At 61.6% G+C, this 25,344-nt stretch carries 26 protein-coding genes; 13 read left to right on the forward strand and 13 right to left on the reverse strand.

The window, feature by feature from the left end; genetic code table 11:
* Positions 1–28: 28 nt before the first annotated feature.
* From ABIE18_RS00795 to ABIE18_RS00830, 8 genes are all read right to left on the reverse strand, one after another.
* The gene (locus ABIE18_RS00795; RefSeq protein ID WP_499720736.1) at positions 29–1,018 is read right to left on the reverse strand and encodes an ABC transporter ATP-binding protein; all 990 of its coding nucleotides are present in this window, start codon (positions 1,016–1,018) and stop codon (positions 29–31) included.
* Between the two features lie 84 nt (positions 1,019–1,102).
* The gene (locus tag ABIE18_RS00800; protein ID WP_499720737.1) at positions 1,103–1,795 is read right to left on the reverse strand and encodes a 4'-phosphopantetheinyl transferase family protein; all 693 of its coding nucleotides are present in this window, start codon (positions 1,793–1,795) and stop codon (positions 1,103–1,105) included.
* Entirely contained in the window at positions 1,792–2,499 is a 708-nt protein-coding gene (locus ABIE18_RS00805) for a hypothetical protein (RefSeq protein ID WP_499720738.1), read from the reverse strand. The genes ABIE18_RS00800 and ABIE18_RS00805 overlap by 4 nt, the downstream gene beginning before the upstream one ends.
* Positions 2,500–2,513: 14 nt before the next feature.
* Positions 2,514–3,782, reverse strand: coding sequence for a lysophospholipid acyltransferase family protein (locus ABIE18_RS00810; protein WP_499720739.1), 1,269 nt, complete (start codon positions 3,780–3,782; stop codon positions 2,514–2,516).
* The gene (ribB, locus tag ABIE18_RS00815; RefSeq protein ID WP_499720740.1) at positions 3,779–4,405 is read right to left on the reverse strand and encodes a 3,4-dihydroxy-2-butanone-4-phosphate synthase; all 627 of its coding nucleotides are present in this window, start codon (positions 4,403–4,405) and stop codon (positions 3,779–3,781) included. The genes ABIE18_RS00810 and ribB overlap by 4 nt, the downstream gene beginning before the upstream one ends.
* 14 nt (positions 4,406–4,419) lie before the next feature.
* Positions 4,420–5,388, reverse strand: a complete 969-nt coding sequence (locus ABIE18_RS00820; protein ID WP_499720741.1) for a glycosyltransferase family 2 protein — start codon at positions 5,386–5,388, stop codon at positions 4,420–4,422.
* The gene (locus ABIE18_RS00825) at positions 5,385–6,155 is read right to left on the reverse strand and encodes an SDR family NAD(P)-dependent oxidoreductase (protein ID WP_499720742.1); all 771 of its coding nucleotides are present in this window, start codon (positions 6,153–6,155) and stop codon (positions 5,385–5,387) included. Before ABIE18_RS00825 ends, ABIE18_RS00820 begins: the two co-directional genes overlap by 4 nt.
* Positions 6,152–6,418 (reverse strand): acyl carrier protein, encoded by a 267-nt coding sequence (locus tag ABIE18_RS00830; protein ID WP_499720743.1) that lies wholly within the window; start codon positions 6,416–6,418, stop codon positions 6,152–6,154. The genes ABIE18_RS00825 and ABIE18_RS00830 overlap by 4 nt, the downstream gene beginning before the upstream one ends.
* Before the next feature lie 149 nt (positions 6,419–6,567).
* Here ABIE18_RS00830 and ABIE18_RS00835 point away from each other — a divergent pair, with 149 nt between their 5' ends.
* From ABIE18_RS00835 to ABIE18_RS00850, 4 genes are read left to right on the forward strand one after another with little or no spacing between them, the layout of a single operon-like run.
* Positions 6,568–7,278, forward strand: coding sequence for a helix-turn-helix domain-containing protein (locus ABIE18_RS00835; RefSeq protein WP_499720744.1), 711 nt, complete (start codon positions 6,568–6,570; stop codon positions 7,276–7,278).
* Positions 7,279–7,293: 15 nt separating this feature from the next.
* Complete coding sequence (locus ABIE18_RS00840) at positions 7,294–7,794, forward strand: hypothetical protein (protein ID WP_499720745.1); 501 nt, start codon at positions 7,294–7,296, stop codon at positions 7,792–7,794.
* Positions 7,794–8,798, forward strand: a complete 1,005-nt coding sequence (locus tag ABIE18_RS00845; RefSeq protein WP_499720746.1) for a hypothetical protein — start codon at positions 7,794–7,796, stop codon at positions 8,796–8,798. The genes ABIE18_RS00840 and ABIE18_RS00845 overlap by 1 nt, the downstream gene beginning before the upstream one ends.
* Entirely contained in the window at positions 8,792–9,946 is a 1,155-nt protein-coding gene (locus tag ABIE18_RS00850) for an alpha/beta hydrolase family protein (RefSeq protein ID WP_499720747.1), read from the forward strand. The genes ABIE18_RS00845 and ABIE18_RS00850 overlap by 7 nt, the downstream gene beginning before the upstream one ends.
* 48 nt (positions 9,947–9,994) lie before the next feature.
* On the opposite strand, the gene ABIE18_RS00855 is transcribed toward ABIE18_RS00850, so the two are convergent.
* Entirely contained in the window at positions 9,995–10,657 is a 663-nt protein-coding gene (locus ABIE18_RS00855) for a hypothetical protein (RefSeq protein ID WP_499720748.1), read from the reverse strand.
* 138 nt (positions 10,658–10,795) lie between these two features.
* Between ABIE18_RS00855 and ABIE18_RS00860 the strand changes: the two genes are divergently transcribed.
* The 6 genes from ABIE18_RS00860 (at position 10,796) to ABIE18_RS00885 (ending at position 19,490) form a co-directional block, all read left to right on the forward strand.
* Positions 10,796–11,368: an SRPBCC family protein gene (locus tag ABIE18_RS00860; protein ID WP_499720749.1), complete on the forward strand. Its 573-nt coding sequence runs from the start codon at positions 10,796–10,798 to the stop codon at positions 11,366–11,368.
* Between the two features lie 137 nt (positions 11,369–11,505).
* Positions 11,506–12,123, forward strand: coding sequence for a hypothetical protein (locus ABIE18_RS00865; protein WP_499720750.1), 618 nt, complete (start codon positions 11,506–11,508; stop codon positions 12,121–12,123).
* A gap of 99 nt (positions 12,124–12,222) precedes the next feature.
* Positions 12,223–12,960, forward strand: coding sequence for a YcnI family copper-binding membrane protein (locus ABIE18_RS00870; protein ID WP_499720751.1), 738 nt, complete (start codon positions 12,223–12,225; stop codon positions 12,958–12,960).
* 114 nt (positions 12,961–13,074) lie between these two features.
* On the forward strand, positions 13,075–13,704 hold the full coding sequence (locus ABIE18_RS00875) for a DUF4232 domain-containing protein (protein ID WP_499720752.1): 630 nt from the start codon (positions 13,075–13,077) through the stop codon (positions 13,702–13,704).
* 55 nt (positions 13,705–13,759) lie between these two features.
* Positions 13,760–18,667, forward strand: a complete 4,908-nt coding sequence (locus tag ABIE18_RS00880; RefSeq protein ID WP_499720753.1) for an ATP-dependent helicase — start codon at positions 13,760–13,762, stop codon at positions 18,665–18,667.
* Positions 18,660–19,490, forward strand: coding sequence for a DNA-formamidopyrimidine glycosylase family protein (locus tag ABIE18_RS00885; protein WP_499720754.1), 831 nt, complete (start codon positions 18,660–18,662; stop codon positions 19,488–19,490). The genes ABIE18_RS00880 and ABIE18_RS00885 overlap by 8 nt, the downstream gene beginning before the upstream one ends.
* A gap of 31 nt (positions 19,491–19,521) precedes the next feature.
* On the opposite strand, the gene yczE is transcribed toward ABIE18_RS00885, so the two are convergent.
* A complete protein-coding gene (gene yczE / locus ABIE18_RS00890; protein ID WP_499720755.1) occupies positions 19,522–20,160 on the reverse strand; it encodes a membrane protein YczE in 639 nt (212 codons plus the stop codon).
* Between the two features lie 60 nt (positions 20,161–20,220).
* Between yczE and yczR the strand changes: the two genes are divergently transcribed.
* A complete protein-coding gene (yczR, locus tag ABIE18_RS00895) occupies positions 20,221–21,675 on the forward strand; it encodes a MocR-like transcription factor YczR (RefSeq protein WP_499720756.1) in 1,455 nt (484 codons plus the stop codon).
* A gap of 5 nt (positions 21,676–21,680) precedes the next feature.
* Here yczR and ABIE18_RS00900 read toward each other — a convergent pair whose 3' ends face one another.
* Entirely contained in the window at positions 21,681–22,172 is a 492-nt protein-coding gene (locus ABIE18_RS00900; RefSeq protein WP_499720757.1) for a DUF4188 domain-containing protein, read from the reverse strand.
* Positions 22,173–22,259: 87 nt separating this feature from the next.
* Here ABIE18_RS00900 and ABIE18_RS00905 point away from each other — a divergent pair, with 87 nt between their 5' ends.
* Positions 22,260–22,835, forward strand: coding sequence for a TetR-like C-terminal domain-containing protein (locus tag ABIE18_RS00905; protein ID WP_499720758.1), 576 nt, complete (start codon positions 22,260–22,262; stop codon positions 22,833–22,835).
* Positions 22,836–22,921: 86 nt separating this feature from the next.
* Here ABIE18_RS00905 and ABIE18_RS00910 read toward each other — a convergent pair whose 3' ends face one another.
* On the reverse strand, positions 22,922–23,614 hold the full coding sequence (locus ABIE18_RS00910) for an SRPBCC family protein (RefSeq protein ID WP_499720759.1): 693 nt from the start codon (positions 23,612–23,614) through the stop codon (positions 22,922–22,924).
* Positions 23,607–24,242, reverse strand: a complete 636-nt coding sequence (locus ABIE18_RS00915; RefSeq protein WP_499720760.1) for an ArsR/SmtB family transcription factor — start codon at positions 24,240–24,242, stop codon at positions 23,607–23,609. The genes ABIE18_RS00910 and ABIE18_RS00915 overlap by 8 nt, the downstream gene beginning before the upstream one ends.
* A gap of 152 nt (positions 24,243–24,394) precedes the next feature.
* Between ABIE18_RS00915 and ABIE18_RS00920 the strand changes: the two genes are divergently transcribed.
* Entirely contained in the window at positions 24,395–25,324 is a 930-nt protein-coding gene (locus tag ABIE18_RS00920; RefSeq protein ID WP_499721360.1) for a pseudouridine synthase, read from the forward strand.
* Positions 25,325–25,344 lie beyond the last annotated feature (20 nt).

The following is a 25,344-nucleotide window of genomic DNA, read 5'->3' on the forward strand; positions in this document are numbered from 1 at the left end:
GGGTTTGCTGTTATTGAAGGCGCGTTGACTATTCATCGCGAAGCCTGTTTCCGGTGAGCGCGATGAACACGGTCTCCAAGGACGGCGGCAGAATCTCGCAGGCCTCCGGATTAGGCGCTACCAACGTAAGAATCTCAGTGAGCACAGCAATGGCATCCTGGAGGTGCTTCGCTGAGATCTCCAATGCATCGTTCTCTCTGCTGCGCCAAGTGACCTCTGGATGACGTTCAAGCAAGGACCTTGCCGCCTCCGCTTCAAGCGGGGTCAGTGCAAGGCGGACTACGGAAGTACCGTGCTGCTGAAGGATGTCGGCCAGCGTGCCCCGTTCGATAACGGTTCCGTGGTCGATGATTGCGACCTCGGAGCAAAGTGCTTCAACTTCTTCCATGTAGTGCGTGACGTAGACAATCGTCATGCCCTCGCGGTTGAGTTCGCGGAGAGTGTCGAAGATATGGTTCCTTGACTGCGGATCGACGCCAACTGTTGGCTCGTCCAGAATGAGGATTTCCGGCCTGTGCAGGAGCGCCGCAGCAATATTCAGTCGCCGTTTTTGGCCCCCGCTGAACTTGCCAACAGCCGGCTTCTTTGCTCGATCGCCCAGGCCCACACGCGTGAGCGCGTCTTCCACCCGGTTGCTCAATTCGGTCCCGCGCAGACCATACATGGCGCCGAAGAACTGCAGGTTCTGGCGGGCACTGAGCTCGGGGTAAACGGCGAGGTCCTGGGGCACAACGCCGAGGATTTTCTTTACCCGCCCGGCTTCGCGGGCCACATCGAAGCCCGCAACTTCACAACGGCCTGCATCGGCCGCGATGAGCCCGGAAACGATGGAGATGGTGGTGGTTTTTCCGGCACCGTTGGGGCCGAGGAGTCCAATGAAGGACCCCTTTTCCACGTTTAGATTTATGTTGTTGACGACAGTTGCTTTACCGAAGGTCTTCGTGATTCCGGTGAGTGATATTGCTGCTGTCTTCTTGGTGCTGATTTTTGGCTGTGCTGCTTCTTGGACGTTCGTCACGTCGATGCCTGCCTTCCAATGAGTGAATGTAGTGCGCTGAACTCTTGCGTTGATGTGTTGGATCAGCGGGTGAGGAATGTGGGGCTATGGAGATGTTGGTCCGTCTGGGATAGGCCACCAGCACAGGCTCCCTACCATGCCGTCGTCGATGAGGAATCGACCCTTGAGCCTGGCAATCGGGCCATCCGTCACTGCCGTCGCCGTGAAGCGCGATAGGTCCCAGTCAAGCTCGACGTGACAATCCGGCCAGTCCATTGCTTGCCTCAGTGTCGGAAAGACACACTTGAAGACCGACTCCCGCACCGAGAAGAACAAGGTCGTCAGCAAATGTTCGTCCAACCCCGCTGGAGCTTTGAGTGCATCGCCGGGAAGCCTTACGCGAGCGGCCATCTCCTTGCTGCGGGAACGTATTTGTTCGACGTCGACTCCCACACCCAGCACCCGATCCGTCGGAGCAACAGCCGATACAGCGACCGAACCACTGTGCGAGATGCTGCCGGCAATGTTTAACGGCCAATCCGGACAACCGTCAGCATCAACCCCGACCCGCACGTCTGCCAGTTCTGCCCCGCCGAGGCAGAACAATGCATTCGCTGCGGCAAGGCGCCCGAGAAAATGCTGGTCGGCACGCTTCTTTTGCGCAGTAGGAGTACCAGTTTGTTCGCCAAGGCGCCGGCCCACAATCCACGCCCCAACACACGGGGAACCCTCGAACAGCGCGGAGTTTTGGCCCCTCCGTTGGTCCACCAAGCCCGGTGAGATTGCGGGATTGCTCATCGGCGCTCCCTCGATGCAGGCTCTGCAGCCCTGGGAGGGAGCCCAACGGAAGTCCGCCTTCGGCCGAACACAGTCGTCCGCTTCGAGGAGGTCACCACGACGACGGAAGTAACGATGAAGATGAGCAAGCCAATGGTGCTTACTACCCACACTTTTGGGGCTGTCCAAACACCAAGTCCGAAGAGCTGCGGCAAATAGGCATAGTTCTCTGGGGGTACAGATACCAATGGCGGGTATCCCAGAATCGTAAAGTAGATGACGTCTTCGACAAACGTCACATGCAATCCGATCACTGCGATGACGAGTGCAATCGCAGCCCTTGGCGAAAGAGCGGCCTGGTCTGCCATGGCGAGGGTTCGATTTGGAAGCGCCACTCCCCACAGGACTATCCAGTACGCGAGGATCCAACCTTGCCCGCTATCGAAATTCCACTGTGAGAGCGCTCCAGGCGGCAGCCAGGCCGGGAGATGTGTTCCCATGACTGCGATATCGAAAAGAGCGTCAACGACGAGCAGGATCCCGTTCCATTTCACAAAGGAGCCCGCACTACGCGTTCGCAAGACAGCGATCACAGACACTGCAAACCAACCCACCGCAATCAGTAGCAGCAGATCCATCGTCCCTTTGTTGACAATGGCCAGAACCGTCACAGCAATGGCGCAGGCCGCGAAGTTCCGCAGGTGCGCAACGGCACCGGGGCCCATTCGGCTCCTCAAGTTCACGACCGTCCCCTCCCCTCCATGGCCTTCCCGAAGGATTCTGAAGCACCCGATATGAGGCTGGACTCGTGGTTCTGTCTCCGGTCGATCTGGGGCTGGTTCCACTCACGCCACAGGACCAAAGCCCGCGCACCGTGGGGACCGGAATCATCCATCGCCAGCAGGCGTTGAAGCCATCGCTCAGCCTCGCCGTCGCGGCCTATGGAACGATACGAGGTGGCCGCGTGAAGCAGGTACCTTGGCGTCCGGGGGTCCAGGGACACGGCTACCCTGTGCCCCGTACGTGCCGCTGCGCTGTCACCGCCAAGCCATCCAGGAAGCTGCTCCAACATGGAAGCCCAAACGTGCCATGCTGGCGCGTATGCAGGCAGGCGCCGGACTGACTGCCAGATAATACGTCTGCTCAAGAGGGCATAGAACAGCTGTCTAAAGGGATTTCGAGCAAGCAACGCAAGCTGTCCGAGCGCTCTGCCCCGTTCCAGAACAGCATAGGCATCACGCGAACCGCGCGTCACCGCAACTGCCTGCCTGAAAGCAGGTTCAGCCGACGGCCCCCGGGTCAGGAAGGCCTCCTCTACCAGGTCCCGGGCTTTTGCGCCCGGCCCGGTAGTCGGCCCCAGCGTCGTGGTTGGTGCGAAGTCAGGCTCCGCGAGAAATGCTGGCCACTGTCCTGTAAGAGCAGCAATCGACTGGAACGTGGAACGGATAAAGGCTTGTTCGGACAACTTGCCGGGAGGCGGCGCGTTGAGTGATGAGCCGCTGTGGATGATGATTCTTCGTCGGCGTTTCGGCCAGCGCCCGCCTACGGGAAGTACGTCGTTAACGCCAAGGAGGCCTACCGGAACTACGGGTACTCCGGTCTGGGCCGCCAGAGCAGCCACCCCCCGCCTCGGTGCGTGGAGCCAACCGTCGCGGCTGCGTGTGCCTTCGGCATACATGATGAAGACACCGCCGTTCGATAGTACTTCGGCGGCCTTGTCGAAGGCCGCTGTGTCAACGCCACCGCGGACCACTGGAATTCCACCACCGAGGCGGTTGAACCAAGCAGAAAGAGGACGTTCAAAAAGCTCAGACTTTGAGAGGAACCGCGGATACGGGCGACCATGGCACAGCAGCCACCAACCGATCACGAAATGGTCAAAGTAGCTTGTGTGATTGGCTGTCACGATAAAGGGCGCCGGCGGCAATTGAGGGCCGATTGTGGCGATGACCCGCCGACCGATCCACGCCTTGAGGATCAAGAGCAGCAGCGCGCGCAGGAGTCTCATTTGGCAGCTGTCAACTGATGCCCGGCCAGGCCTGCGCGAGCCCGGACAATCTCTTCAACAGTGACGGTAACCAGGTGGTGCTTACGGGCAAAGCGGGCAAGGTCTGCAGCCCGTGCCATATGACCGTCTGGGTGTAACACTTCCACGATCACGGCTGCGCGTTTGAGGCCGGCCATTTCGCACAGATCCGTGGACGCTTCCGTATGCCCCCGCCTGCCCAAGACCCCCAGCGGATGGGCGATGAGCGGAAACATGTGGCCCGGACGTCGCAGTGCATCTGGTCCCTCAGCAGGGTCCACGATTACCTGTACCGTCCTTGCCCTGTCAGCCGCCGAGATCCCAGTGGTGACACCGTGTCGCGGTGAAGCATCAACACTGACAGTGAACGCGGTACCGTAGTCGTCTTCGTTACGGGCAACCATTGGCGTGAGATTCATCTTCCCGGCAGTGGCGGGGTCAACAGCAACACAAATAAGGCCTCGCCCTTCGCTGGCCATGAAGTTGATGGTCTGAGGCGTGATCAGTTCCGCCGCCGCTACAAGGTCGCCTTCGTTCTCGCGATCCTCATCATCGATGACCAGAATCATTTCCCCAGCCCGCAAGGCGCTGACAGCGCGTTCCATTGTTCCTGGTGTCGTCATGATATTTTCGATCTCCCGTGTGAATCGGACGTTGATGTCTTGCTGGCTTCTGCCTCTGGATAGCTGACCTTCCCTCGCGGGTCCGCGATCTCCCACGTGAATGGTGGCCAGATGCCATCCATGAACGTCTGCTCATCGAAAAGTTCGGAAGCATGCCCTTCAGAGATGGCCAGCTCCAAATAGCTGAACAGTGCTTGGATGTCCTTCTTGCCCGGATACAAGTCCTTGAACGTCCGAAAGTTCTCCAAGCCGCGCTGAAACTTCGAACCGGAATCAGTCGAATGCTCAAGGTGGAGGTTCATTGCCCCATCGTTCATACGGATTCCGACGCCGTTGAGCTGGGCGCGGTAGCCAAGCTCAGTGTCTTCCGCTCCCCACCCGGTCCCGAACGCTTCGTGGAACGCTCCAACTCGGGCGAACGTAGTGGAGCGCATAGCGAGATTGCTCGTGCACGTCTGCAAGAACCTGTAGTGGTGAAGGGGACTCGTGGTCAACGAGTTCCGGGTCCAGTCTTCGGCAGCGGTCATCCTGGCAGTTCGCCACATGGCCTTATACAAGTCATGGGTCAACGCCTGTGTCAGAAACCGGTCCACCACCTTGATCGGGACCGACCAGCGCTGTCCCCTCGAAAGGATGTCCTCTGCATCACACGCACGCAGATGCGCGGCGATGAATCCTGGGGCAGGAACCATGTCGTCATCGTTGAAAATCAAAACTCTTCCCGTTGCCGCTTCTACCGCGCAGTTGCGCGCAGCAGCGGCACCGCGACGCGGACCCGATACGACCCGTAGTTGGTACGGAACCCGAATCTCCGAGAGCATCTGCGCCGTACCATCGTTGGATCCGTCATCACAAACGACAATTTCAAAGTCCGTGACGTCCTGAAACGCGAACGATCGCAGGGTAGTTGCCAGACGTGAGCATTTATTGTGGGTGGGAATGATGATCGACACAGAAGCGCTCATGCTGTGGTTCCCCCGTCGACTGTAATGACGGCACCATGCAGGTAGGCTGCGTCCGGTGTTGCAAGGTACTTGACCGTTCGTGCGACATCGGAGGCTGAGGCGAAACGGCCAAGGGGGATTTGATCAGTGAAACGCTTCCTCGTGGCCTCGTCGAAGCTTTCGATCATGTCTGTTTCGACAAAACCGGGCGAGACAGCGTTCACGCGAACGCCGAATCGCCCAAGCTCGACCGCGAATGACTTCGTCAACGATACGAGCGCCGCCTTGGTACTCGCATAGGCGCTCCTACCGGGTGAGTTCAAAGTCGCTGCGATCGAGGCGATGTTGATGATCCGGCCGCGTCGGTGGAACACCATGTCCCGGCCGATAACCGACATGGCCCTCCACGCCGCGAAAACATTCACCTGGTATTGCTCAAGAAACGCATCGGGCGTGACCTCGATACAGAGACCATCCACGCTGACACCTGCAGCATTGACGAGAAGATCGATTTCTTCTTCGTCGACCAACTGTTGGAGGACTTGGTCCCAGGCCGATGTGTCTCGCAGATCCGCCTGAACGGGCACAATCAGGGTCGTTGGTGAAGCGAGCTCGCGTTTCAGCGTTTCAGCTGCTTCAGCACCGTTCTGGAATGTGAAAAACACCTTCTCACATACGGGTGCCAGTTCCTGCACTATCTGACGCCCGATGCCACCACTGCCTCCGACGACAAGTGCGACGCGAGGCGGTGCAAGGGATAAATCTTTCCTTGACTTTCGGAGGCTCATGCGGTGGCGACCAGAGCTCGTTCTCGGCAAAGGGCATAAAGCGTCGACAGTGAAACGAAGGCTCCAACATCCTTCTGGGTGATCTTGATCTTGTAGCTCTTCTCGATACCGATCGCGATCTCCAGGAGATCCACGGAATCAAGGCCAAGATCTCCTTGAAGGGAATCGCCTTCGCGGATCTCCTCGGGGCTGAGGTCCAGGTCGAGACGGCTGATCATGATTTCGCGGATTCCGTCCATGCTGATGTCTGAAGGCTGAGGCATAACAGTGTTCTCCTTGGTTGACGGTGGGAGCTGGCAGTACGATTTCCCGCGGGAAGCTTGATTGTGTATCCATATGGAAACTTATAGGAGAATATGGCAACTTGTCTACTTGGATTGGCAAGTAGCTGTTTCATTTGAGAGCATTGAGCATGCCATCTGGAACAAAGGAGCCTCCCGGCGCACTCACGGTGGAGGTCGGTGCGATTCTTCGGGCACAAATGACACGCCGGAGCGTTACCCTTCTGGATCTGAGCCAGGCGGTATCCATTTCGCGTGCTCAGCTCTCCAAGATGCTGCGCGGACGCGCCCACATCGACATCGAACAGTTCGAAGCGATCTGCAGCTTCCTTGCCCTCGACTCAGGCCTCGTGTGGAGTGAGGCCCGCAGTGAAGTCGAAGGCGGGCCCAGCGCAATGGCCAACTCTTCCGCGGGGCAACTGGCGGGTCCCGGAATCCAGGCTTCCGGCCAAAGACCACCCGGATCGGAAGTGGCGCGTCGCCTCCGCCTCTTACTGCAGGGCAGTACCGATGACACTTTGCATGCCGCCTCAACACCCGCCGTTGGCTCGCGTGGGCGTATCGCTGAGGCAGTTGAAACTGACGATCCCACGAAGCTTGCCCCAGCCCGTGACTCGGACGAAAGCGAAACTCTCAAGGCGATTGCCGAAGGACTTGGAGTCAGGCCGGATTATTTGACCACCGAAAACAGCTATGTGGTGGAGTCGGTCGAGGCGGAACTGGAATTCGAGAGAGTCATGCAACAAGCTGGTGTGGCCAAGATTGCGGCCCGAGGCGCGCTCACACCGGACGCGCTACGCGCCATAACGAGGATCATCTCGAAAAGGATGGAAGAAAAGTGACTATGGGGGAGAGTCTTGGTTTACGTTCGCGAGCTGGCTGGCAATTCGAAGGGCGACGAGGAACGGGCACTGGTAGAGGCTCTCGTTGAGAACCTGAACCTCCGCGTTGGTGCAACGCTCGACGACGTCGCCGGCAGCATCGCGGCGATGCAGGGCAAATCAATCTCCCTTGAACCCGTAGATGATTCCGCGCTGACAACACTGACAGGGCTCTGGATCGAAACGGCAGACACAAACTACGTCTTCTTCCGTTCGCTGGATCCTGTCATCTATAAGATCCATTCGATCTTCCACGAGTTCGGCCACATTCTGCTTGAGCACCATGATTGTGAAGTCCTTCGCATGGTCGGAGACATTCCCCTTGGCGGGACGGGACTCGGAGGAGAGATTCGGCGGGCGCGAGCCCGGGGACTTCTAGTAGATAGTTCAGAACGGATGGCGGAGCTCGTGGCCTATGCTCTGACGCGGAGGCTGTTGAGGGTCGACAGCACCCCGGACGAAGAAGTCTTTGGCTAATGCAGACCGCGGCCGATATATCCCTGCTTCTTGTCGTAATCCTCTTTATCCTGCGGCTGCCGTCGGTATTGACGAAACCAACGGCCCTGCCTGCTTGGCTCTCATCCGGCTTCGCCATCCTGGGTCTCCTGACTCTGGGGTTCGTGATTCCCCTGGACGTCGTCGATGGGCTGATGGGCGGTACCAACCTTTGGAACCTGGCTGAGGCAGCCGCAGCCACGTGTGCGTTCTGGTTCATGTACCGCGCCATGGGCGTCATTGTGGATCAACGGCTGCAAAGGACCAAGCCTTGGATCCCGGGAGCCATGATCACGTCATTCTCCGTTCCCTTCTTCCTTATCCAGGACCGGGGAAGCACCAGTGCCGCGTTCGTCGACGAGCACATCAGTCAGTTTGCGTGTTGGCTATACCTGACGATGTACCTGATAGGAGTCGGTGCCATAGCGGCCGCTTCCCTGTGGCGGATCAGGCCCGTCAAGGGCGGCACCTATGTACTTTTCCGAGTAGGCTACGCGGCTGTCATCTTGTCCATACCCACGGACATCATCTACTTATCCCTAACTGGACTCGGTCTAGCGGACACAGGTTCAAGAGAAATCGTCTGGACGGCTTTTACAGTCTGCTTCTACTCAGGTGTTTTCTCTCTTGCCGCCGGATTCTTCATCTTGTACGCGAAGCGTGTCGTCAGGCGTCCACAGCCCGTCTGGCGACTGCGCGCACTGAGGATGTGGATGATTGTGAATCGACTGGAAAACTCATGCACCACATTGCGTGGTGCACAAAAGATTCTGTGGTCACCAGAGCCCGCCGCCGAGGCCTACAGCGGGGTGGTTCGGATCCGCGACAACGAAATTTTCGACGGCGCCCGGCTCACTCCAACAGAGTCATCCGCAGTGGAGAAGGTTGAGGGGGTATTTGCACGAATGCCAAGGTTCCAACAGATGGCCGGAATCTACGGTTCATCGGAGCTTCCTGACGGGGAGAAGGGCGGATCAGAGTGCTGATACTGATAGTGGCGGTCCTGCTCGGCATCCTGTCGGTATGGTTTCTGGCGCTGCTTGGACGACGGGTCGTCATGCCGCGTTCCCCCAAGTTGATCAATTTCGATCTTGATGAAACTGGGCAACTGATAAGGCTCCCCCTGTCGCCAGCCACCCAGTCGGCGGGCATGCACGGATTATGGTTCAACGACGATACCGCCCATGCCCGCATTGGGGACGTAGCGAGCATAGACGCCGTGAACGGGTTCGTTGACCGTGAAGTAGTGGGAGTCCTCGGCGGCGATCTCACGGCCACTAAGAGCGGGAGATGGTCAGGTCATGCGTTTGCCCGTCCCAACGATGTAAGCGCCGACTTTATGGAGACCTCGATTACCACCGAAACCGGGGAGTCCCCGGCGTGGGTTTTTCCCACGGCCGATTCGGATGGAACATGGGCTGTCCATGTGCACGGTATCCGAACCTCACGATTCTCCGCACTGCGCAGCGTTCCGGTTGCCCTCCGCCTAGGGATGACATCGATCGTGCCGTCGTATTTTGGTGACAGCGACAATCCCGGCAAAGGAAATCGACCGTCTTATCTCGGGCAGCGGGAATGGCGCGACGTTGAAATGGCGCTCGACTACGCAGTCGACCATGGAGCCCGCCGCGTCGTGCTGTTCGGGTGGTCCATGGGCGCTTCGATTTCGCTGACGCTGTCAGAAGTCTCCCGCCATCGTGATTTGATCGCCGGACTCGTGCTCGTATCGCCTGCCACAAACATGCGCGGCACGTTGGTCGCTGCGGCTGTCGCCGCTGGCGTTCCCTCTTGGTTGGCCGGACTCGTCCCGTTCAGCCTGTCCCATCGGCCGTTCAGCTTCTTCTCCGGGCTCCGGGAGCCTGTTGATTTTCGCGCCCTCGACTGGACGCAACCAGCAGGCCGTGTAAAGGTACCCACGTTGGTCATCCATTCAGATGGAGATACCGATATCCCGCTTCGAATAACCCGACAGTTCGCTGACGCAAACCCGGGAATGGTCTCTCTCGTTGAGCTCGACGCAGTCCCACATCAGCTTGAATGGAACTCTTCCCCGCGGCAATTCGAAGGGGAAATTGAACGGTGGGTCATGACGAAAGGCCTTGACGCCTTGGAAGATGACTCTTTGGCCGGGTAGTCCGCATACGTGGGGTGAGCCGAGTAGGTTGACCCGGCAAGGCAACTGTTACTGCCAGGACATCGTGAACCAGATGATCGCGATGACATAGCCCACCAGTGCCAGCAAAGCGAAGCGTTTGGGCGTGCCGACTGGGTTCTTCTTGGTAAAGCCGAAGAACGAGTTGATGTTGAACAAATGAAGCAGCAATCCTCCGCCAAGCAGCCCTACGAACATCGAGGGAGGAGCCACCAAGAGAACAGTTAGGGCGAAGAACACATACTCCAGGACGAACGCCAGCCGGGGTCGGGCCCAGAGGCCAAATCCAACGCGGCGATCGCTCCGCCCCCAGCCGAGAACTGGAAGGTCCCGGAGGTGGACCACAGCATCCAGAAGCCAGTGAGACAGGACGCCGACCCAAAAGAGGACACCCACTAGGACACTCTGGTAGAGCAGCCCGGCCAGCAGTGCGGGCACAATGCTGAGCGCACCACCGAGGACCAGCGAATGCGAGTAAGGGTAGGAAGTGAATTTGACGCGGGATTGCAATGGATTGTTACGGTCCACTTTCACCGACTCTTTGCCAGCGAAAACCAATGCAGGCCAAACAATGTCTGGCCACGCGACTGCCACGGCGATGGGTAAGGCGGGCGTTTCAGGCGCCACTGCGAGAATGACCGCAGCTGCGGCGAAATGACCTATGTACACAATCGTCAAGCCTAGTGTCGGCAAGAACGGCATTCTCAATCTGCCACCGCGAGTCGCCCTTGTGCTCACCACAAGCGGTGCTCACCACAAGCGAGAACGGCCCGCTCCGAAAGCTAAGGCGCCGGGACCAACCTCTCGGTACGATTAGCAGCGGAGGCACCAATGGCCAAGTCAATGCAACGAACCAGCAAAAGCACCGACTACGAGTTCCTTACGGTCTGGAGAGTGGCCGGAACGCGCGAGGAAGTGGTGGACGTCCTCGGTAACGCGGGCACCCTCAAGCAGTGGTGGCCCTCGGTGTACCTCAAGGTGACACCAGTGGCGCAAGGCAACGCGGACGGCGTGGGCGCCTCGTTCGACCTCCACACCAAGGGCTGGCTCCCCTACACCTTGCGTTGGCGGCTCACCGTCACCGAACCCGTTACCCTGCATGGATTTGCGCTCAAGGCCGAGGGAGACCTCAACGGCACTGGCCGCTGGACTTTCGAAACCGACGGCCCTGAAGTCGTGATCACTTACGACTGGCGGGTCAGCGCCGCGAAGCCACTCCTCCGCAGGCTGAGCTGGCTCCTGAAGCCTGCGTTCTCGGCCAACCACCACTGGGCCATGGCGCGTGGCGAAGAAAGCCTGAAGCTTGAGCTTCGCCGTCGTCGCCCCGGTGCGGACCTCAGCCGCATACCGGAGCCACCAGGACCAACCTTTGTCCGCACTAAGGGCCAACTTTCAGCGCAATAAGGGCGGGGCCAGCATCCCCACACGCGCGCAAAGTATCCACATAGGACCCATCCGAGGCCAGTCCGGCTCCGAACTCCCGATAGAATCAAGACGCTGACACCAGGCAGCATCCGGCCAGACGATCGAGGGAGGACTCCGTGCGCTCATTGCCGCCCCGGGCACCCTTCCATGCGTTGCGGTCCGGTGCGATCTCGCTCGTTATCGTGCTTCTAGCAGCTGGGGCTCACGTGATCGGCGGCGGGGAACTTCCCGCTGTCCCGGTCCTGTTGGCCCTTGTCGCAATGACAGGATTGGCCGCGACGCTGGCCACGCGCTTCAAGCTCAACTTCACCGCCATGACGGCCTTGCTTGGAACCAGCCAGCTCGCGCTCCACGAAGCCTTCACGGCTTTGAGTCCAGTAACGGCAACAGCTCCAGGAAACTCGCACCACGCTGCCGAATCTCTGAATCCCTTGCTCTACACAGCGACGCCCCACCTGCATGAGTTGGGCACAACTCTGGGCACTGCGATGTTCGCTGGCCACATCCTGGCGACGATCGGCTCTGCCGTGATCCTAGCCAAGGGCGAGGACGCCCTGTGGCAGTTGGCGGCCTGGCTGCGCCCTTTGGTTTCGCTGCCCATCCTGCTGTTCAGGCCCGATGCCGGCGCCTCCCCTATCGCCGTTGGCGCGCCTGACGTTTTCCTGCCCCGCCCTTGGCGGAACCTGAGGCAAGACAGCCGCCGCGGCCCGCCCGCCGCCGTCGTTCTTCCCTGATTCCGCCCGGCACCAGCGCAACGCATTAAGCGGACGCCTTTGGTGACGGGCCACAAACCCGTACCCGCGCCGACTCCGGCGCCCCCGAAAGGCAATCCCATGAAGAAATCCACCCTCCGCCGTACTCTCTCCGCGACCGCTGCCGCTGGCGGAACCGCTGCCCTGATGATGGCCGGCCTCGCCGGAGCATCCGCGCACGTGTCGGCCGATCCGAACAAGACTGCTGCGAACTCGTACGCCCTGTTAACGTTCGGCATCCCCCACGGCTGCGACACGTTCGGCACAACAAAAGTCGCTATCTCGTTGCCCGAGGAACTGACCGATGCCCAGCCCACGGTCAACCCAAACTGGACCGTCGAGAAAGTTACAGAGACGTTGGCGGAGCCGAAGAAGCTGGACAATGGCACCACCATCACCAAGCGGACCAGCCAGATCGTGTACACAGCCAAGGCTCCGCTGGACCCGCATCTTCGTGATGCTTTGGTTCTCTCGGTCAAGCTGCCCGACGCCGCTGGCAAGACGCTCTATTTCCCCACGCTGCAGACCTGCGAACAGGGCCAGACTGACTGGTCGGAGATCCCGAAGGAGGGACAGGACGAGCACGAACTCAAAGCCCCGGCCCCGTCTGTCACCATCACGCCGGCCGACGCCGAAGGTGACCACCACGCAGCAGGCACGGTGTCAACCGAGCAGGCGTCATCGGTAACCGACGACGGATCACAGGCGCGCAGCTGGGCGGGCCTTATTGCCGGTATCGCTGGTTTGGGCCTGGGCGGCGCCGCATTCTTCCGCGGCCGGTCAGCAAAGACAGCGGCAGCCAAGGTCGACGCCAAGTAACAGGGTGAACCTTTAGCGGGTTGGCGTCCGGAAAGATCACGATCCGGACGCCAATCCCCTTTCCTTGCCGTGGCTCAATTGACTCCCGTCACACCCGACGCAAGGCTGGTGCCCATGTGGACTCAGCGCATCAAATTCGGACTTGTGACGACGACGGCGGCAGCCTCGCTGCTGCTCCTTGCCGCTTGCGGGCCAAGCCCGAGCCCGGCGGGAAGCAGCAGTGCCCCGCCCACCTCATCTTCGGCGTCTCCGACGTCGGCCTCCCCCAGCGCGAGCAACTCGCCTTCGCCGTCCGGAACTGTCACCTCCGCAGCGCCCAGCGCCGAAGGCCAATGCAAGGCCGGTTCCCTGACTGCCGCCACTGATTCCACTGGCGGCGGCGCTGCCGGAAGCATCTACGAAAAACTGATCCTGACGAACTCCGGAACCACGCCTTGCACTCTGGAGGGTTTCGCGGGCGTTTCCCTGACGGCCGACGCCAACGGCGCTCCTATCGGCGAGCCCGCTACCCGCGAAACCACCACCCCCGTCACCAAGATCGAGCTTGCCCCGGGCAAATCGGCGTGGGCTGAACTGCGCTACACCCAGGCCGGAAACTACGGCGATTGCACCAAGGTTCCGGCGGCGGGTTACCGCATCTACCCGCCTAACGACACAGCGTCACTGTTCGTCGCTGAGCAACACGATGCCTGCAGCAACACCGGCATCAAACTCCTGACCATCACTGCCTTCCAGGCTGTCTAACCATCAGCCCACGGCTCGGGCTTATTCTGTCTGAGCCGTGGGGCATGATGGAGGAATGCAGGAGCAGCAGGCGTCCATCGGCGCCATAGGCCGTTTCAGCCAGGCAACCAGGGAATGGTTCCTCGGCGCTTTTTCCGCGCCCACTCCCGCCCAGGATGGTGCGTGGAACGCTATCTCTTCGGGCTCCCATGCCCTGGTGGTGGCCCCCACTGGTTCCGGCAAGACTCTTGCTGCCTTCCTTTGGGCCTTGGATAGGTTGCATTCCACGCCGTCGGATACGTTGCCCGGAATGGAGTCCGTCCCCGACGGGAAGGGCCGCGCGAAACGTCCCAAAACAAAGACCCGCGTCCTTTATATATCGCCGCTCAAAGCACTGGGCGTGGACGTGGAGCGGAACCTTCGCTCACCGCTTATCGGAATAACACAAACCGCCAAGCGATTGGGGCTTCCGGCACCTCTGGTGACCGTCGGCGTCCGTTCCGGAGATACGACGGCGGCAGATCGTCGCTCGCTGTTATCGAACCCGCCGGACATCCTGATCACCACGCCGGAGTCCCTGTTCTTGATGCTGACGTCCCGCGCCCGGGAAACGCTCAGCGAAGTCGACACCATCATCATCGACGAAGTGCACGCTGTCGCTGGAACAAAGCGGGGCGCCCATCTTGCGGTGTCCCTGGAAAGGCTCGATGCGCTTCTACCGAAGCCGGCCCAGCGGATTGGCCTCTCTGCTACGGTGCAGCCGCGTGAGCTTGTGGCCCAGTTCCTGGCGGGCCAAGCCCCTGTGGAAATTGTGGCTCCGCCGTCCAAGAAGAACTGGAATCTCACAGTCACCGTGCCTGTGGAGGACATGTCGGACCTCCAAGGGGCTGCGGGCGCGTTTGACTCCGGCCCTGCTTCCGGGCTTCAGCCCCAAGCATCCATCTGGCCCCATGTTGAGGAACAGATTGTCGATCTTGTCCTTTCCAAGCAGTCCACAATCGTCTTCGCCAACTCACGCCGCCTGGCCGAACGGCTGACCGCCAGACTGAACGAGATCCATGCCGAGCGGCAAATGCTGGCCGCGGCCGGCGGTGAGTGGGGCGCTCCCGACAACGCAGAGGATTCAGGAAGCTGGGGCACCGGGCCGGCCACCAAGTCTGCGGGCGCTCCCGTGTCCACCGCGACGCCGGCGCACATGATGGCCCAGGCCGGCAGTACGAGTGGAGCAGATCCTGTCTTGGCGCGCGCCCACCACGGTTCGGTCTCCAAGGACCAGCGGGCCATGATCGAGGATGACCTGAAGTCAGGCAGGCTGCGCTGCGTCGTTGCCACATCGTCACTGGAACTTGGCATCGATATGGGAGCTGTGGACCTGGTCATCCAGGTAGAGTCGCCGCCCTCGGTAGCCAGCGGCCTGCAGCGTGTAGGGCGTGCCGGCCACCAAGTGGGCGAGATCTCCGAGGGCGTGTTGTTCCCCAAGCACCGGGCTGACCTCCTTCACACCACCGTCACAGTGGAACGGATGCTAAGCGGCCAAATCGAGCGGCTCAGCATCCCCACGAATCCCTTGGATATCCTGGCCCAGCAAACCGTCGCCGCCACGGCCCTGGGAAGCATCGACGTCGAGGAATGGTTCAGCACTGTCCGCCGATCCGCGCCGTTTGCCAGCCTGCCCCGGTCCGCATTTGAGGCCACACTGGATCTTCTTGCCGGACGCTATCCGTCCGACGAATTTGCAGAACTTCGGCCACGTATTATCTGGGACCGCCATGCAGGCACCATCGAGGGCAGGCCGGGGGCACAGCGACTTGCGGTCACCTCGGGTGGCACCATTCCGGACAGAGGCCTCTTCGGCGTGTACATCATCGGCACGGAAGTTGAAGGATCCACATCCTCTGCCAACGCCGCTGGTGAAGGCCCCAGCGCCTCCGCCCGTGCCGCGAAGGGTGGACGCCGCGTCGGGGAACTCGACGAAGAAATGGTTTACGAATCGCGGGTGGGCGATATCTTTGCCCTCGGAGCCACCAGCTGGAAAATCGAAGACATCACCCACGACCGCGTTTTGGTCTCCCCTGCTTTCGGCCAGCCGGGAAAGCTCCCCTTCTGGAAGGGCGATTCGCTCGGCCGTCCGGTGGATCTCGGCCGCGCTCTGGGAGCCTTCATCCGCGAACTCTCCGCGGCCGACCCCGCGCCAGCCATGGAGCGCTGCCAAGCGAGTGGGCTCGACGCCTTTGCGGCCGGCAACCTGCTGCAGTATTTGGAAGAACAGAAGCAAGCCACAAACATCGTTCCCAGCGATCGAACATTGGTTGTGGAACGTTTCCATGACGAGCTCGGGGACTGGCGTGTTGTTCTCCACAGCCCCTTCGGCATGCCTGTTCACGCGCCGTGGGCTTTGGCCGTTGGGCAACGCCTTCAGCAGCGCTACGGCTTGGATGGTTCAGCCATGGCCGCCGATGACGGCATCGTTCTTCGTGTCCCCATGATGGAGGACGAGCCACCCGGTGCTGAGCTGTTCCTGTTCGATCCCGAAGAACTCGAACAGATCGTCACCGCCGAGGTGGGCGGGAGTGCGTTGTTCGCCTCCCGGTTCCGTGAGTGCGCGGCCCGCGCCCTGCTGCTGCCACGCCAAAACCCAGCCAAGCGCCAACCCCTGTGGCAGCAACGTCAACGCTCAGCCCAATTACTGGACGTCGCCCGGAAGTACCCGTCCTTCCCTATCGTGCTCGAAACCGTCCGCGAATGCTTGCAGGATGTCTACGATCTGCCCGCCCTCAAGGACATCGCCGCATCCGTCGAGCGCCGCGAACTGCGCATTGTAGAGACCACCACCCAGCAGCCGTCACCTTTCGCGAAGTCCCTGCTCTTCGGCTATGTGGCTCAGTTCCTCTACGAAGGCGATTCCCCCCTGGCGGAGCGTCGGGCAGCAGCCCTCGCCCTGGATTCCACGCTGCTCAACGAGCTTTTGGGCAGGGTGGAGCTGCGCGAGCTGCTTGACGCCGCGGTCATCGATGCCACGGAACGCGAGCTGCAGCGTCTGGTGCCGGACCGTCGCGTGCGCGGGATGGAAGGCGTCGCTGACCTCCTCCGGCTCCTTGGTCCACTCAGCGTTGAGGAAGTGGCAGAGCGTCTTGAAGAAGGGTCGGACGCCGGTTCACACCTTGCCGCGCTCCAGAAAGCCAACCGCGCGCTCAAGGTAACCATCGGCGGCGTCGAGCGTTTCGCGGCAGTGGAAGATGCTGCCCGGCTACGCGACGCCATTGGTGTTCCCCTCCCCATGGGCGTGCCGCTTGCCTTCATTGAGCCTGTCCACGATCCCCTGGGCGACCTCGTTTCACGGTATGCGCGCACCCACGGACCGTTCACGGCGGCCGAGGCTGCATCCAGGCTGGGACTTGGCGTCGCCGTCGTCAATACTGCGCTGAAGCGGCTCGCTGCCGATGGCCGTGTTGTGGAGGGTGAGTTCCGTCCACATGCTGTTGCGACGGAGAGCAGCACCGTGGAAGCGGCAAATCCGGAGCTCATGTCCGCAGATGCACCGCCGTCCAGCGAATGGTGTGACGCGGAGGTCCTGCGGAAGCTCCGGCGTCGTTCCCTGGCTGCTTTGCGCGCAGAGGTTGAGCCCGTGGACACCGCCGCATATGGGCGGTTCCTGCCGGCATGGCAGAACGTGACCGCACCGGGGAAATCCCGGAGCCAGGCATTGCGCGGACTCGACGGCATCATCACGGCGGTCGATCAACTCTCAGGCGTTCCCATCCCCGCTTCCGCATGGGAGCCATTGGTGCTCTCGAGCCGCGTGGCGGACTACAAACCAGCCATGTTGGACGAACTCATGGCGGCCGGTGAGTTGCTGTGGTCCGGGGCTGGGGCCTTGCCTGGAAACGACGGCTGGATCAGCCTCCACGTGGCTGACTCGGCCGAGCTAACGCTCAATCCCGCTCCGGACTTCGAACCCGGCGACGCCCAACAACGGCTCCTGGACTACTTGGGTGCAGGAGGCGGCTACTTCTTCCGCCAACTCACCGAGGTGGCGGGCGGAATGGACTCTGTGTTGAGCGATGACGCCGTGGTCTCGGCACTCTGGGATCTGGTGTGGGCCGGCCGCGTCACGGGCGACACCTTTGCTCCGGTGCGCGCCATGATCGCCGGCGGGCGCACAGCACACCGGCAGGTCGCCAAGGCACCTCGCGCCCGTGCGCCGAGAATGAGCAGGTTGGGCCGCCCCCACGGTACGGGCCTTCTGGGATCCCCCGGGCTAACGGGTGGGCGTTATGGTTCTGTCTCCGGCGCCGCTCCCGCCCCGCCATCAGCCGTAGGACGCTGGTCCGCGCTGCCTTCGCCCGAACTTGACCCGACCATCCATGCACGCGGCACCGCCGAGCTTCTGCTGGATCGGTATGGCGTGGTCACGCGGGGCTCGGTCATGGCAGAGAACATCATCGGCGGTTTCGGGCTCATGTACAAAGTCCTGGCCCGACTCGAGGAAGCAGGGCGTTGCCGCCGTGGCTACTTCATCGAGCATCTGGGAGCCGCCCAATTCGCAGTCCCCGCAACGGTGGACAGGCTCCGTTCCTTCACAGAAGATGCCCGCATCACCAAGGCAGAACCCTCGGCATTGGCACTTGCAGCTACGGACCCGGCCAATCCTTACGGCGCCGCATTGCCTTGGCCTGCGTTGTCCGTCGACGCCGGTTCCGGACACCGCCCCGGACGGAAGGCCGGCGCGCTGGTGGTGATGGTCGACGGCGCGCTGGTCCTTTATGTTGAGCGCGGCGGTAAGACTCTGCTCACCTTCAGCCAGGACGACGCCGTCATGGCGGTCGCTGCCGAAGCTTTGGTGGACGTGGTGCGACGCGGAGCGGTAGACAAGCTTTTCATGGAAAAGGTCAACGGTCACGACCTCCTGGATACGCCGATTGCTGCCGCGCTTGCGGCTGCCGGAGCCTACTCAACCCCGAAGGGGCTGCGGATCCGTGCCTGAGGGAGATTCCGTTTGGCGGGCAGCCTCGCGCCTCAACGCGGCCTTGGCCGGGCAGGTCATTACAGCTTCAGACTTCCGGGTGCCGCGTTTCGCCACCTTGAACCTTGCGGGTTGGACCATGACCGAGGTGATTCCCCGGGGCAAACACCTGCTCATGCGTTTGGTGGGGCCTGAGGACGAGGAACCCGGCGCGAGCAGGAAACCCCGTGAGCTGACCGTCCACTCCCATCTCAAGATGGAAGGCAGTTGGATGATCTACCCGCCCGGAGGTCGCTGGACCAAACCGGGGCACACTGCACGTTGCGTGTTGCGAACGGCTTCCGTTGACGCGGTCGGGTTTTCGCTGGGCATTCTCGAGGTGGTGCCAACCGGCGAGGAAGATCGGATCGTCGGGCACCTGGGGCCTGACCTGCTCGGACCTGACTGGGATGAAGAAGAAGCCCTCCGCAGGCTCCAAGCTGAACCTGACGTCCCCATCGGCTACGCCCTGCTCGATCAGCGGAAGCTGGCCGGGATCGGCAATATCTACCGCTGCGAAGCGTGCTTCCTTTCCGGAATCCACCCCGCGTTGCCTGTGGGCTCAGTGCCGGACCTCGCCAGGACCGTCAACGATGCCAAGAGACTCCTGGGCGAGAATCTGGGTCCAGGCCTGCGGACCACCTTGGGTCCCCGGGCGATGAGGCCCGGCTACTGGGTTTACGGCAGGGCCCGTCAGCCATGCAGGCGCTGCGGGACACCCATTCGTCGCGACGTCCTCGCAGCGCCGGATGGAACCGAGGAGCGGGACATCTACTTCTGTCCCAGATGCCAACCACTTCCATAGGACTCGAAACCCGGCACTTACTTACTGGCCGTCAAGCAGCCGGCGCGGCCTCCACGGCTTCCGTAGCTTCCGCCGCGGCCGGAGCCTTGGCAGGTTCCGGGACCATGAACTTCGGCAGGAGAACCTGCACGATCGGACCGATTGCCAAGGCGTAAACCACCGTGCCGACACCAACGGATCCACCCAGCAAGAAGCCCACGGCCAGGACCACTACTTCAATTCCCGTCCGGACGAGGCGGACAGACCACCCTGTCCGGCGAACCAATCCCGTCATCAGTCCGTCACGTGCTCCCGGGCCGAGGCGTGCTCCGATGTAGCAGGCGGACGCGATCCCATTGAGGATCACCGCGCCGGCCAGCATCGCAATTTGTCCTCCCAGGTGTGAGAACTCCGGGATGAGCCATAAGCCCAGATCAGCAAAGACTCCCACAAGGATTGCGTTTGCCAAGGTTCCGAATCCGGGCATTTGCCGCAGCGGGATCCAGAGGAGGAGGACAAGGAAGCTGACCGCGATCACCACAACCCCGATGCTGAAGCCGGTCTTTTCCGAAACGCCCTGGTGGAAGACGTCCCAAGGGTCAAGGCCAAGACCGGCGCGGATGAACATGGCCAGCGAGATGCCGTACATCGCGAGGCCGATCAGGAGTTGTGTGATTCTTCGGGTCATCATGAAACCATGGTCGTCGAAAACTGGCCTTGTATTCCATAGCCAGTTTGCAATACTGGTCTTATGCCCGGCTCGCTGAATCCCACCGCACTCGTCCGCCTCCTTGGCTCTTGGAGCAACGGCGCCCTGCCCGCCTACCGCGAGCTGGCCGACGTCGTGCGTTTGCTGGTGATGGATGGGCGCATTCCGCTGGACGTCGCACTACCCAGTGAGCGTGCGCTGGCGCAGACGCTCGGCCTGAGCCGCACCACTGTCACTGCGGCCTACGCGAGCCTTCGCGAGCAAGGTTTCCTCACCGCGGGCCAAGGCAGCCGCGGCCGGACAAGCATCCCCCACCGCGACGCACCTGTGAGCGTTCCGGGCCTTGCTGCGCCCGAAGGACTCCTGGACCTGGCCTACGCATCGCTTCCGGCCGCCGGCGAAGTTGTCCACCGGGCGTTCGCCGATGCCCTTACTGAATTGCCTGCACTGCTCCCCGGCTTCGGGTACGACGCCCTTGGAGTGCCGGCCCTGCGGCAGGCAATTGCGGAGAAGTATGCCGCGGAAGGAGTGCCCACTACCGCGGGTCAGATCCTGGTGACGTCCGGCGCGCAGCACGCCCTCAACGTAATTCTCCAAACCCTCGTGGGAAAGCAGGACAGGGTTCTGGTGGAACACCCCACATATCCAAATGCCCTGGACGCCATCCGGGCGGCTGGCTGCAAAGTGCTGCCTGTGGCGTTGCCGCCGCACACTTCCCCCGCCTGGGACGTTGATGCGATGGTGTCCGCAATGAACCAGCAGCGCCCCGCGATGGCCTACCTTGTCCCCGACTTCCACAACCCCACCGGGCGCATCATGTCCGATCTGCAGCGCCGTCGGTTAGCACGGGCCGCCGCCGTATCCGGGACTGTGCTGGTGGTGGACGAGACATTGCGCGGGTTGAACCTCGACGCCGTCCGGACCTCGCCGATGTCAGCCTTCAGTCCCAGCGTGGTTTCGATCGGCTCGCTCAGCAAGTCGCATTGGGCCGGGCTCAGGACGGGCTGGATCAGGGCGGACGAAGCGATGATCACCCGATTCGTGGCGACACGGACCACCATGGACCTTGGTGGACCCGTGGTTGAGCAGCTGGCCGCCGCGCGACTGGTCAGGTCATTCGCGGAACCGCTGGATGCCCGCCTGCACGAGCTGCGGAACAATCGGGAATCCCTGCTGACGTTGCTTGCTGAATACTTGCCGGAATGGGAAGTGGAACGGCCTCGCGGCGGGCTCACGGTATGGTGCCGATTGCCCACTGCCTGCAGCACTGCCCTTACTGTGCTGGCACCGGATTTCGGGCTTCGCTTGGCAGCCGGACCGCGGTTCGGAGTGGGTGGCGCTTTCGAGCATTACCTGCGCGTCCCCTATACGTTGCCACCAGCGCAGCTCGAATTCGCCGTGGGCGCCTTACGAGCCGCCCAGGACAAGCTCGACGCTTCTCCCCAACTCCGCCGGACCCTCAAGGCCGGGCGGCCACCCGCCGTCGCAGTCGCCTAAGACGCCTAAGAGCCGCGGGCGGCTGAACCCATGCGCTGTTTCGCCGTGTTGCTTCCGGGGCCTACGGGTACATGGGAGGTGGCCTTCGCCAAGCCAAAAAGCGGCATCCCGTTGTACACCACTTCAATGCCCGACGCCGGTACCTGGTACGTCTCGTGCCACACCCCGATATCGCCACTGCCGGAAATTTCCTTCATGAACTTCCGCCATGGACCCAGATGTGGGGATTCACGGTCCGCTGCAAAGCGCCTCAGATGCTCCGGGCTTTCCCAATAGCTGAGCAGGATGGTGGTGCGCCCGAACCATTGCTCACTCCCGAGCAACCCGGCCTCGGGATTGGCGGCAAGATGCCTCATCATCGTGGGCATGGCCGAGGCTACCCGCGCCACCTTGCCCATCTTCCACCATCGGTTGGCCCGCATCCCGATGAGGAAGACGGTCATTGTGTCGCGCCCGATGTCCGCCGTAAAACGTCCGGGAAAGATCTCCTGTGCCATGTCGCTCCTTTGGTGGGGAACCGGGAATTCTGGGTTTCCGGGTTTCATAACGTTGTTATAAAACAATGTTATGAAACACTTGGAGACATGGCAAGACCCATCGTTCATGATCAGCTCGTACAGCAACGGCTCCTGGAAGTAACCGCAGAGCTCGTGGACCGTGAAGGCCCCGCGCGTGTGACTCTCCGCGATGTTGCCGCAGCCGCAGACACCTCCACCTCGGCGATCTACTCGCTCTTCGGCGGGAAAGCGCAACTCTTGACGGCCGCCGTCGACGACGGCTTTCGTTCCTTTGGGGAGTCTCAGCAGGACGCGGCCAAAGACGGACTCCGGGGCCTGGGCCGAGCGTACCGCGTGTGGGCCTTGGAGCATCCAGCCCTTTACCGGCTCATGTTCAGCGGCGCGCTGGCCGCGTATGTGGACTGCAGCCCGACGCCGGAAGTCGCCTCAGCCTCGATGCTCCCCTTGGTAGAGGCGGTAGTCGCCGCCCAAGGGGCTGGGAGGATCCGTTCGGATGATCCCTCCGTCATCGCAATGGCCATCTGGGGTCAGGTCCACGGGCTCGTCAGCCTGGAGCTGGCACGGATGCATGAACCCGAAACGGACTGGGCCGGAATCTATGAAGCCTCTCTCGAAGCAGTCGCCCGCGCCTGGACCCCCTAAGCACAAAAGTAGGTAGCAGTTGATGCCGTTCTGAACGTTCAAAACGGCATCTACTGCTACTCACTTGGGGCCCCGGGAGGCAACCCCTACGCGTACACCTTCTCCAGGAACGCACCCCACGCCTTCGCCGTCAGCTCGGAGTCCCCCGAGCCACCGAATTCATGCACGGTCATGCCCACCGGCGCACCAAAAGCGTTCCTGCCGAAGAAGCGGTACAGAGTACCGTCGGTGCGCAGGCCCAGGAAGTTCTCGTTGGAGAAGTCCACCTCGCCACTCAGCCTGCCCACGCCGTCGACGTCCACCTCAAATGGCGTACCGGCTGCCACGCCGTCCACGCCCAAAGCCTTTTTCAGCTGCACAAAACCGTCCGCAGTCTGCGACGAAGCGGGCGCCTGGATATCCGTGAAGACCACGGGATGCCCATCAAAATACTGCAGGTACTGACCCAGGGTGTGGAGGTAGAACTCCGTGTGCTTGCTGGCGCCGTCGTACTGTTCGTCCCAGTTGTCGGCAAAGATGCCACTGTGGACGTAGTGGAGCTTTGCCCGGCCACCCTCAACGGGCTCCAGGACGTGCTCCAACTGGTTGAACCAACCGTTGGGGCCGTCCATCCGCGACACAAGATGGTTGGGGTATTCCTCGACGGTTTTCACATCGGGCCACTGATCCGTGGGGAACATCCAGGCCGCCGTGTCCTTGGTGACCGCCTGCCACACCCGCTCGGGAGTGCCCGGCAGTTCGGTGTCCGCTACGATCTCGAATTTCCGGTTGTCAGTCATTGCCTTGTTCCTTTTCTGCTGTTTTTTCCGTTGACGGCGTCTTGAGTGTGGGATGAAGTACCACGACGAGCCGGTGCTTTCGTGCACCGCCCGCCACTGCGGCAGCACCGCCGTCGTGGTACTTATCGACGAGCCGCGTGACCGCTACGCCGAGTTCTTCGGCGAAAGCGGCACGTTCCGCAGCTGAGCGGAAGGTAATTTCGCCGTCGATCGCGAAGCTCGCGAGCTTTTTCTTGGCGGCGGCCGCACCCGAAATGAGCTTGCCCATTTCCTGGACCGTGCGGGAGGCGAGGGCCAGGAGCCAGAAAGCGGAGAAGCTATCGGCAAAACGCTGCGGATCCGGGGCCACAGAAGCCAACGCGACGGGCGAGATCAGGTACGAGGCCGCCGTCGCCTGGAGAACGCGCTCGGTGACGTTGCCTTTCCGGCGTTCTTCCACAAGCTCCACCAAGCCATGCCGCTCGAGGGCTTTGAGGTGATAGTTGACCTTTTGCCGGGGAAGCCCCACCTTGGCGGCCAGTTGAGTGGCCGACGCCGGCTCAGCGAGCTCCTGAAGTATGCGCGTTCGGATCGGATCCAACGAGGCCTCCGCCGCCGCTGCATCCTCAATCACTTCGATGTCCAACATGCTTCAAGTATGCCAACCGACAATTTTTATTGTCAAGAACTTTTTTATCGTCGGTTTGAACGTGCGTTGCGGGGCCCGGTTTGCGTGCTCCTCCCGGCCCAGAGCGCGCAGAGCAGGCCCCACAACGCGAGCCACAGTAGAATTGTCCGGTGATGCAATCCCCCCTTCCCGTGCGCGACGGCGTTAACGCGACCCGCCTGCGCCTCCCGGACGAGGGGCCGTGGGACACTGCGATGGACTACATGATGCATCGCTGGGGACACATTGATCCCCAGGGCATCGAGGACCGCTTCGACGCCGGCGAGATCGTGGGCGAAGGCGGCGTGCGCTTGAACAGGGGCACCAAACTCGAGGACCACACCTTCATTTGGTACTACCGGACACTCCCTCCGGAGACCCGCCTGCCCGTGGAAATCAACATTCTGCATCAGGACGAACACATCCTCGTGGTGGACAAGCCGCATTTCCTGCCCACAACGCCCGGCGGCACGTACATCCAAGAGTCCGCCTTGGTCCGCCTGCGGAACCTGCTGAATCTGCCGGACCTCATTCCCATGCACCGCCTCGACCGCATGACCGCCGGCATTTTGCTGCTGTCAACCAACCCAGAGACCCGCGGCCGGTACCAGGTTCTCTTCGAGAAGCGGCAGGTCCAGAAGGAATACGAGTGTGTGTCCGCCGCGGCGCCCGCTGACGGCCGTCCCGCCGTCGATTTCCCCGTGGTGGTCCGCAACCGCATGACCAAGTCCCGCAGCTATCTGCTCGCTGAAGTTATTGATGGCGAACCGAATGCGGAAACGCGCATCGAAAGAGTCAGGACGTTCGACGCCGGGACTCACCAGCGCGCGCTGTACCGGCTGGAGCCGCACACGGGAAAGACACACCAACTCCGGGTCCACATGGCATCGCTGGGTCTGGGCATCGTCAACGACGCCTTCTATCCGGACCTCCTGGACAAGGCCCCGGACGACTACAGCAAGCCGCTTCAATTGTTGGCCCGCGGCATCACCTTCGTGGATCCCATCACCAAGGAGCGCGTGGAATACCGTAGCCAACTGGAGCTCAGCGAAGCCCACGGCTGACCCTTTCGCGGAGCCCGTTC

This window comes from Arthrobacter sp. 2762, from assembly GCF_040548745.1.
GTDB lineage: Bacteria > Actinomycetota > Actinomycetes > Actinomycetales > Micrococcaceae > Arthrobacter.

What these genes read in the sequence shown, in the direction of transcription:
- yczE (WP_499720755.1), bottom strand. Translation starts at nt 20,160, where the DNA reads ATGATGACCCGAAGAATCACACAACTCCTGATCGGCCTCGCGATGTAC.
- ABIE18_RS00830 (WP_499720743.1), bottom strand. Translation starts at nt 6,418, where the DNA reads ATGCCTCAGCCTTCAGACATCAGCATGGACGGAATCCGCGAAATCATG.
- ABIE18_RS00860 (WP_499720749.1), top strand. Translation starts at nt 10,796, where the DNA reads ATGGCCAAGTCAATGCAACGAACCAGCAAAAGCACCGACTACGAGTTC.
- ABIE18_RS00875 (WP_499720752.1), top strand. Translation starts at nt 13,075, where the DNA reads ATGTGGACTCAGCGCATCAAATTCGGACTTGTGACGACGACGGCGGCA.
- ABIE18_RS00900 (WP_499720757.1), bottom strand. Translation starts at nt 22,172, where the DNA reads ATGGCACAGGAGATCTTTCCCGGACGTTTTACGGCGGACATCGGGCGC.
- ribB (WP_499720740.1), bottom strand. Translation starts at nt 4,405, where the DNA reads ATGGAACGCGCTGTCAGCGCCTTGCGGGCTGGGGAAATGATTCTGGTC.
- ABIE18_RS00825 (WP_499720742.1), bottom strand. Translation starts at nt 6,155, where the DNA reads ATGAGCCTCCGAAAGTCAAGGAAAGATTTATCCCTTGCACCGCCTCGC.
- ABIE18_RS00880 (WP_499720753.1), top strand. Translation starts at nt 13,760, where the DNA reads ATGCAGGAGCAGCAGGCGTCCATCGGCGCCATAGGCCGTTTCAGCCAG.
- ABIE18_RS00915 (WP_499720760.1), bottom strand. Translation starts at nt 24,242, where the DNA reads ATGTTGGACATCGAAGTGATTGAGGATGCAGCGGCGGCGGAGGCCTCG.
- ABIE18_RS00805 (WP_499720738.1), bottom strand. Translation starts at nt 2,499, where the DNA reads ATGGGCCCCGGTGCCGTTGCGCACCTGCGGAACTTCGCGGCCTGCGCC.
- ABIE18_RS00835 (WP_499720744.1), top strand. Translation starts at nt 6,568, where the DNA reads ATGCCATCTGGAACAAAGGAGCCTCCCGGCGCACTCACGGTGGAGGTC.
- ABIE18_RS00870 (WP_499720751.1), top strand. Translation starts at nt 12,223, where the DNA reads ATGAAGAAATCCACCCTCCGCCGTACTCTCTCCGCGACCGCTGCCGCT.
- ABIE18_RS00910 (WP_499720759.1), bottom strand. Translation starts at nt 23,614, where the DNA reads ATGACTGACAACCGGAAATTCGAGATCGTAGCGGACACCGAACTGCCG.
- ABIE18_RS00820 (WP_499720741.1), bottom strand. Translation starts at nt 5,388, where the DNA reads ATGAGCGCTTCTGTGTCGATCATCATTCCCACCCACAATAAATGCTCA.
- ABIE18_RS00810 (WP_499720739.1), bottom strand. Translation starts at nt 3,782, where the DNA reads ATGAGACTCCTGCGCGCGCTGCTGCTCTTGATCCTCAAGGCGTGGATC.
- ABIE18_RS00905 (WP_499720758.1), top strand. Translation starts at nt 22,260, where the DNA reads ATGGCAAGACCCATCGTTCATGATCAGCTCGTACAGCAACGGCTCCTG.
- yczR (WP_499720756.1), top strand. Translation starts at nt 20,221, where the DNA reads ATGCCCGGCTCGCTGAATCCCACCGCACTCGTCCGCCTCCTTGGCTCT.
- ABIE18_RS00800 (WP_499720737.1), bottom strand. Translation starts at nt 1,795, where the DNA reads ATGAGCAATCCCGCAATCTCACCGGGCTTGGTGGACCAACGGAGGGGC.
- ABIE18_RS00845 (WP_499720746.1), top strand. Translation starts at nt 7,794, where the DNA reads ATGCAGACCGCGGCCGATATATCCCTGCTTCTTGTCGTAATCCTCTTT.
- ABIE18_RS00920 (WP_499721360.1), top strand. Translation starts at nt 24,395, where the DNA reads ATGCAATCCCCCCTTCCCGTGCGCGACGGCGTTAACGCGACCCGCCTG.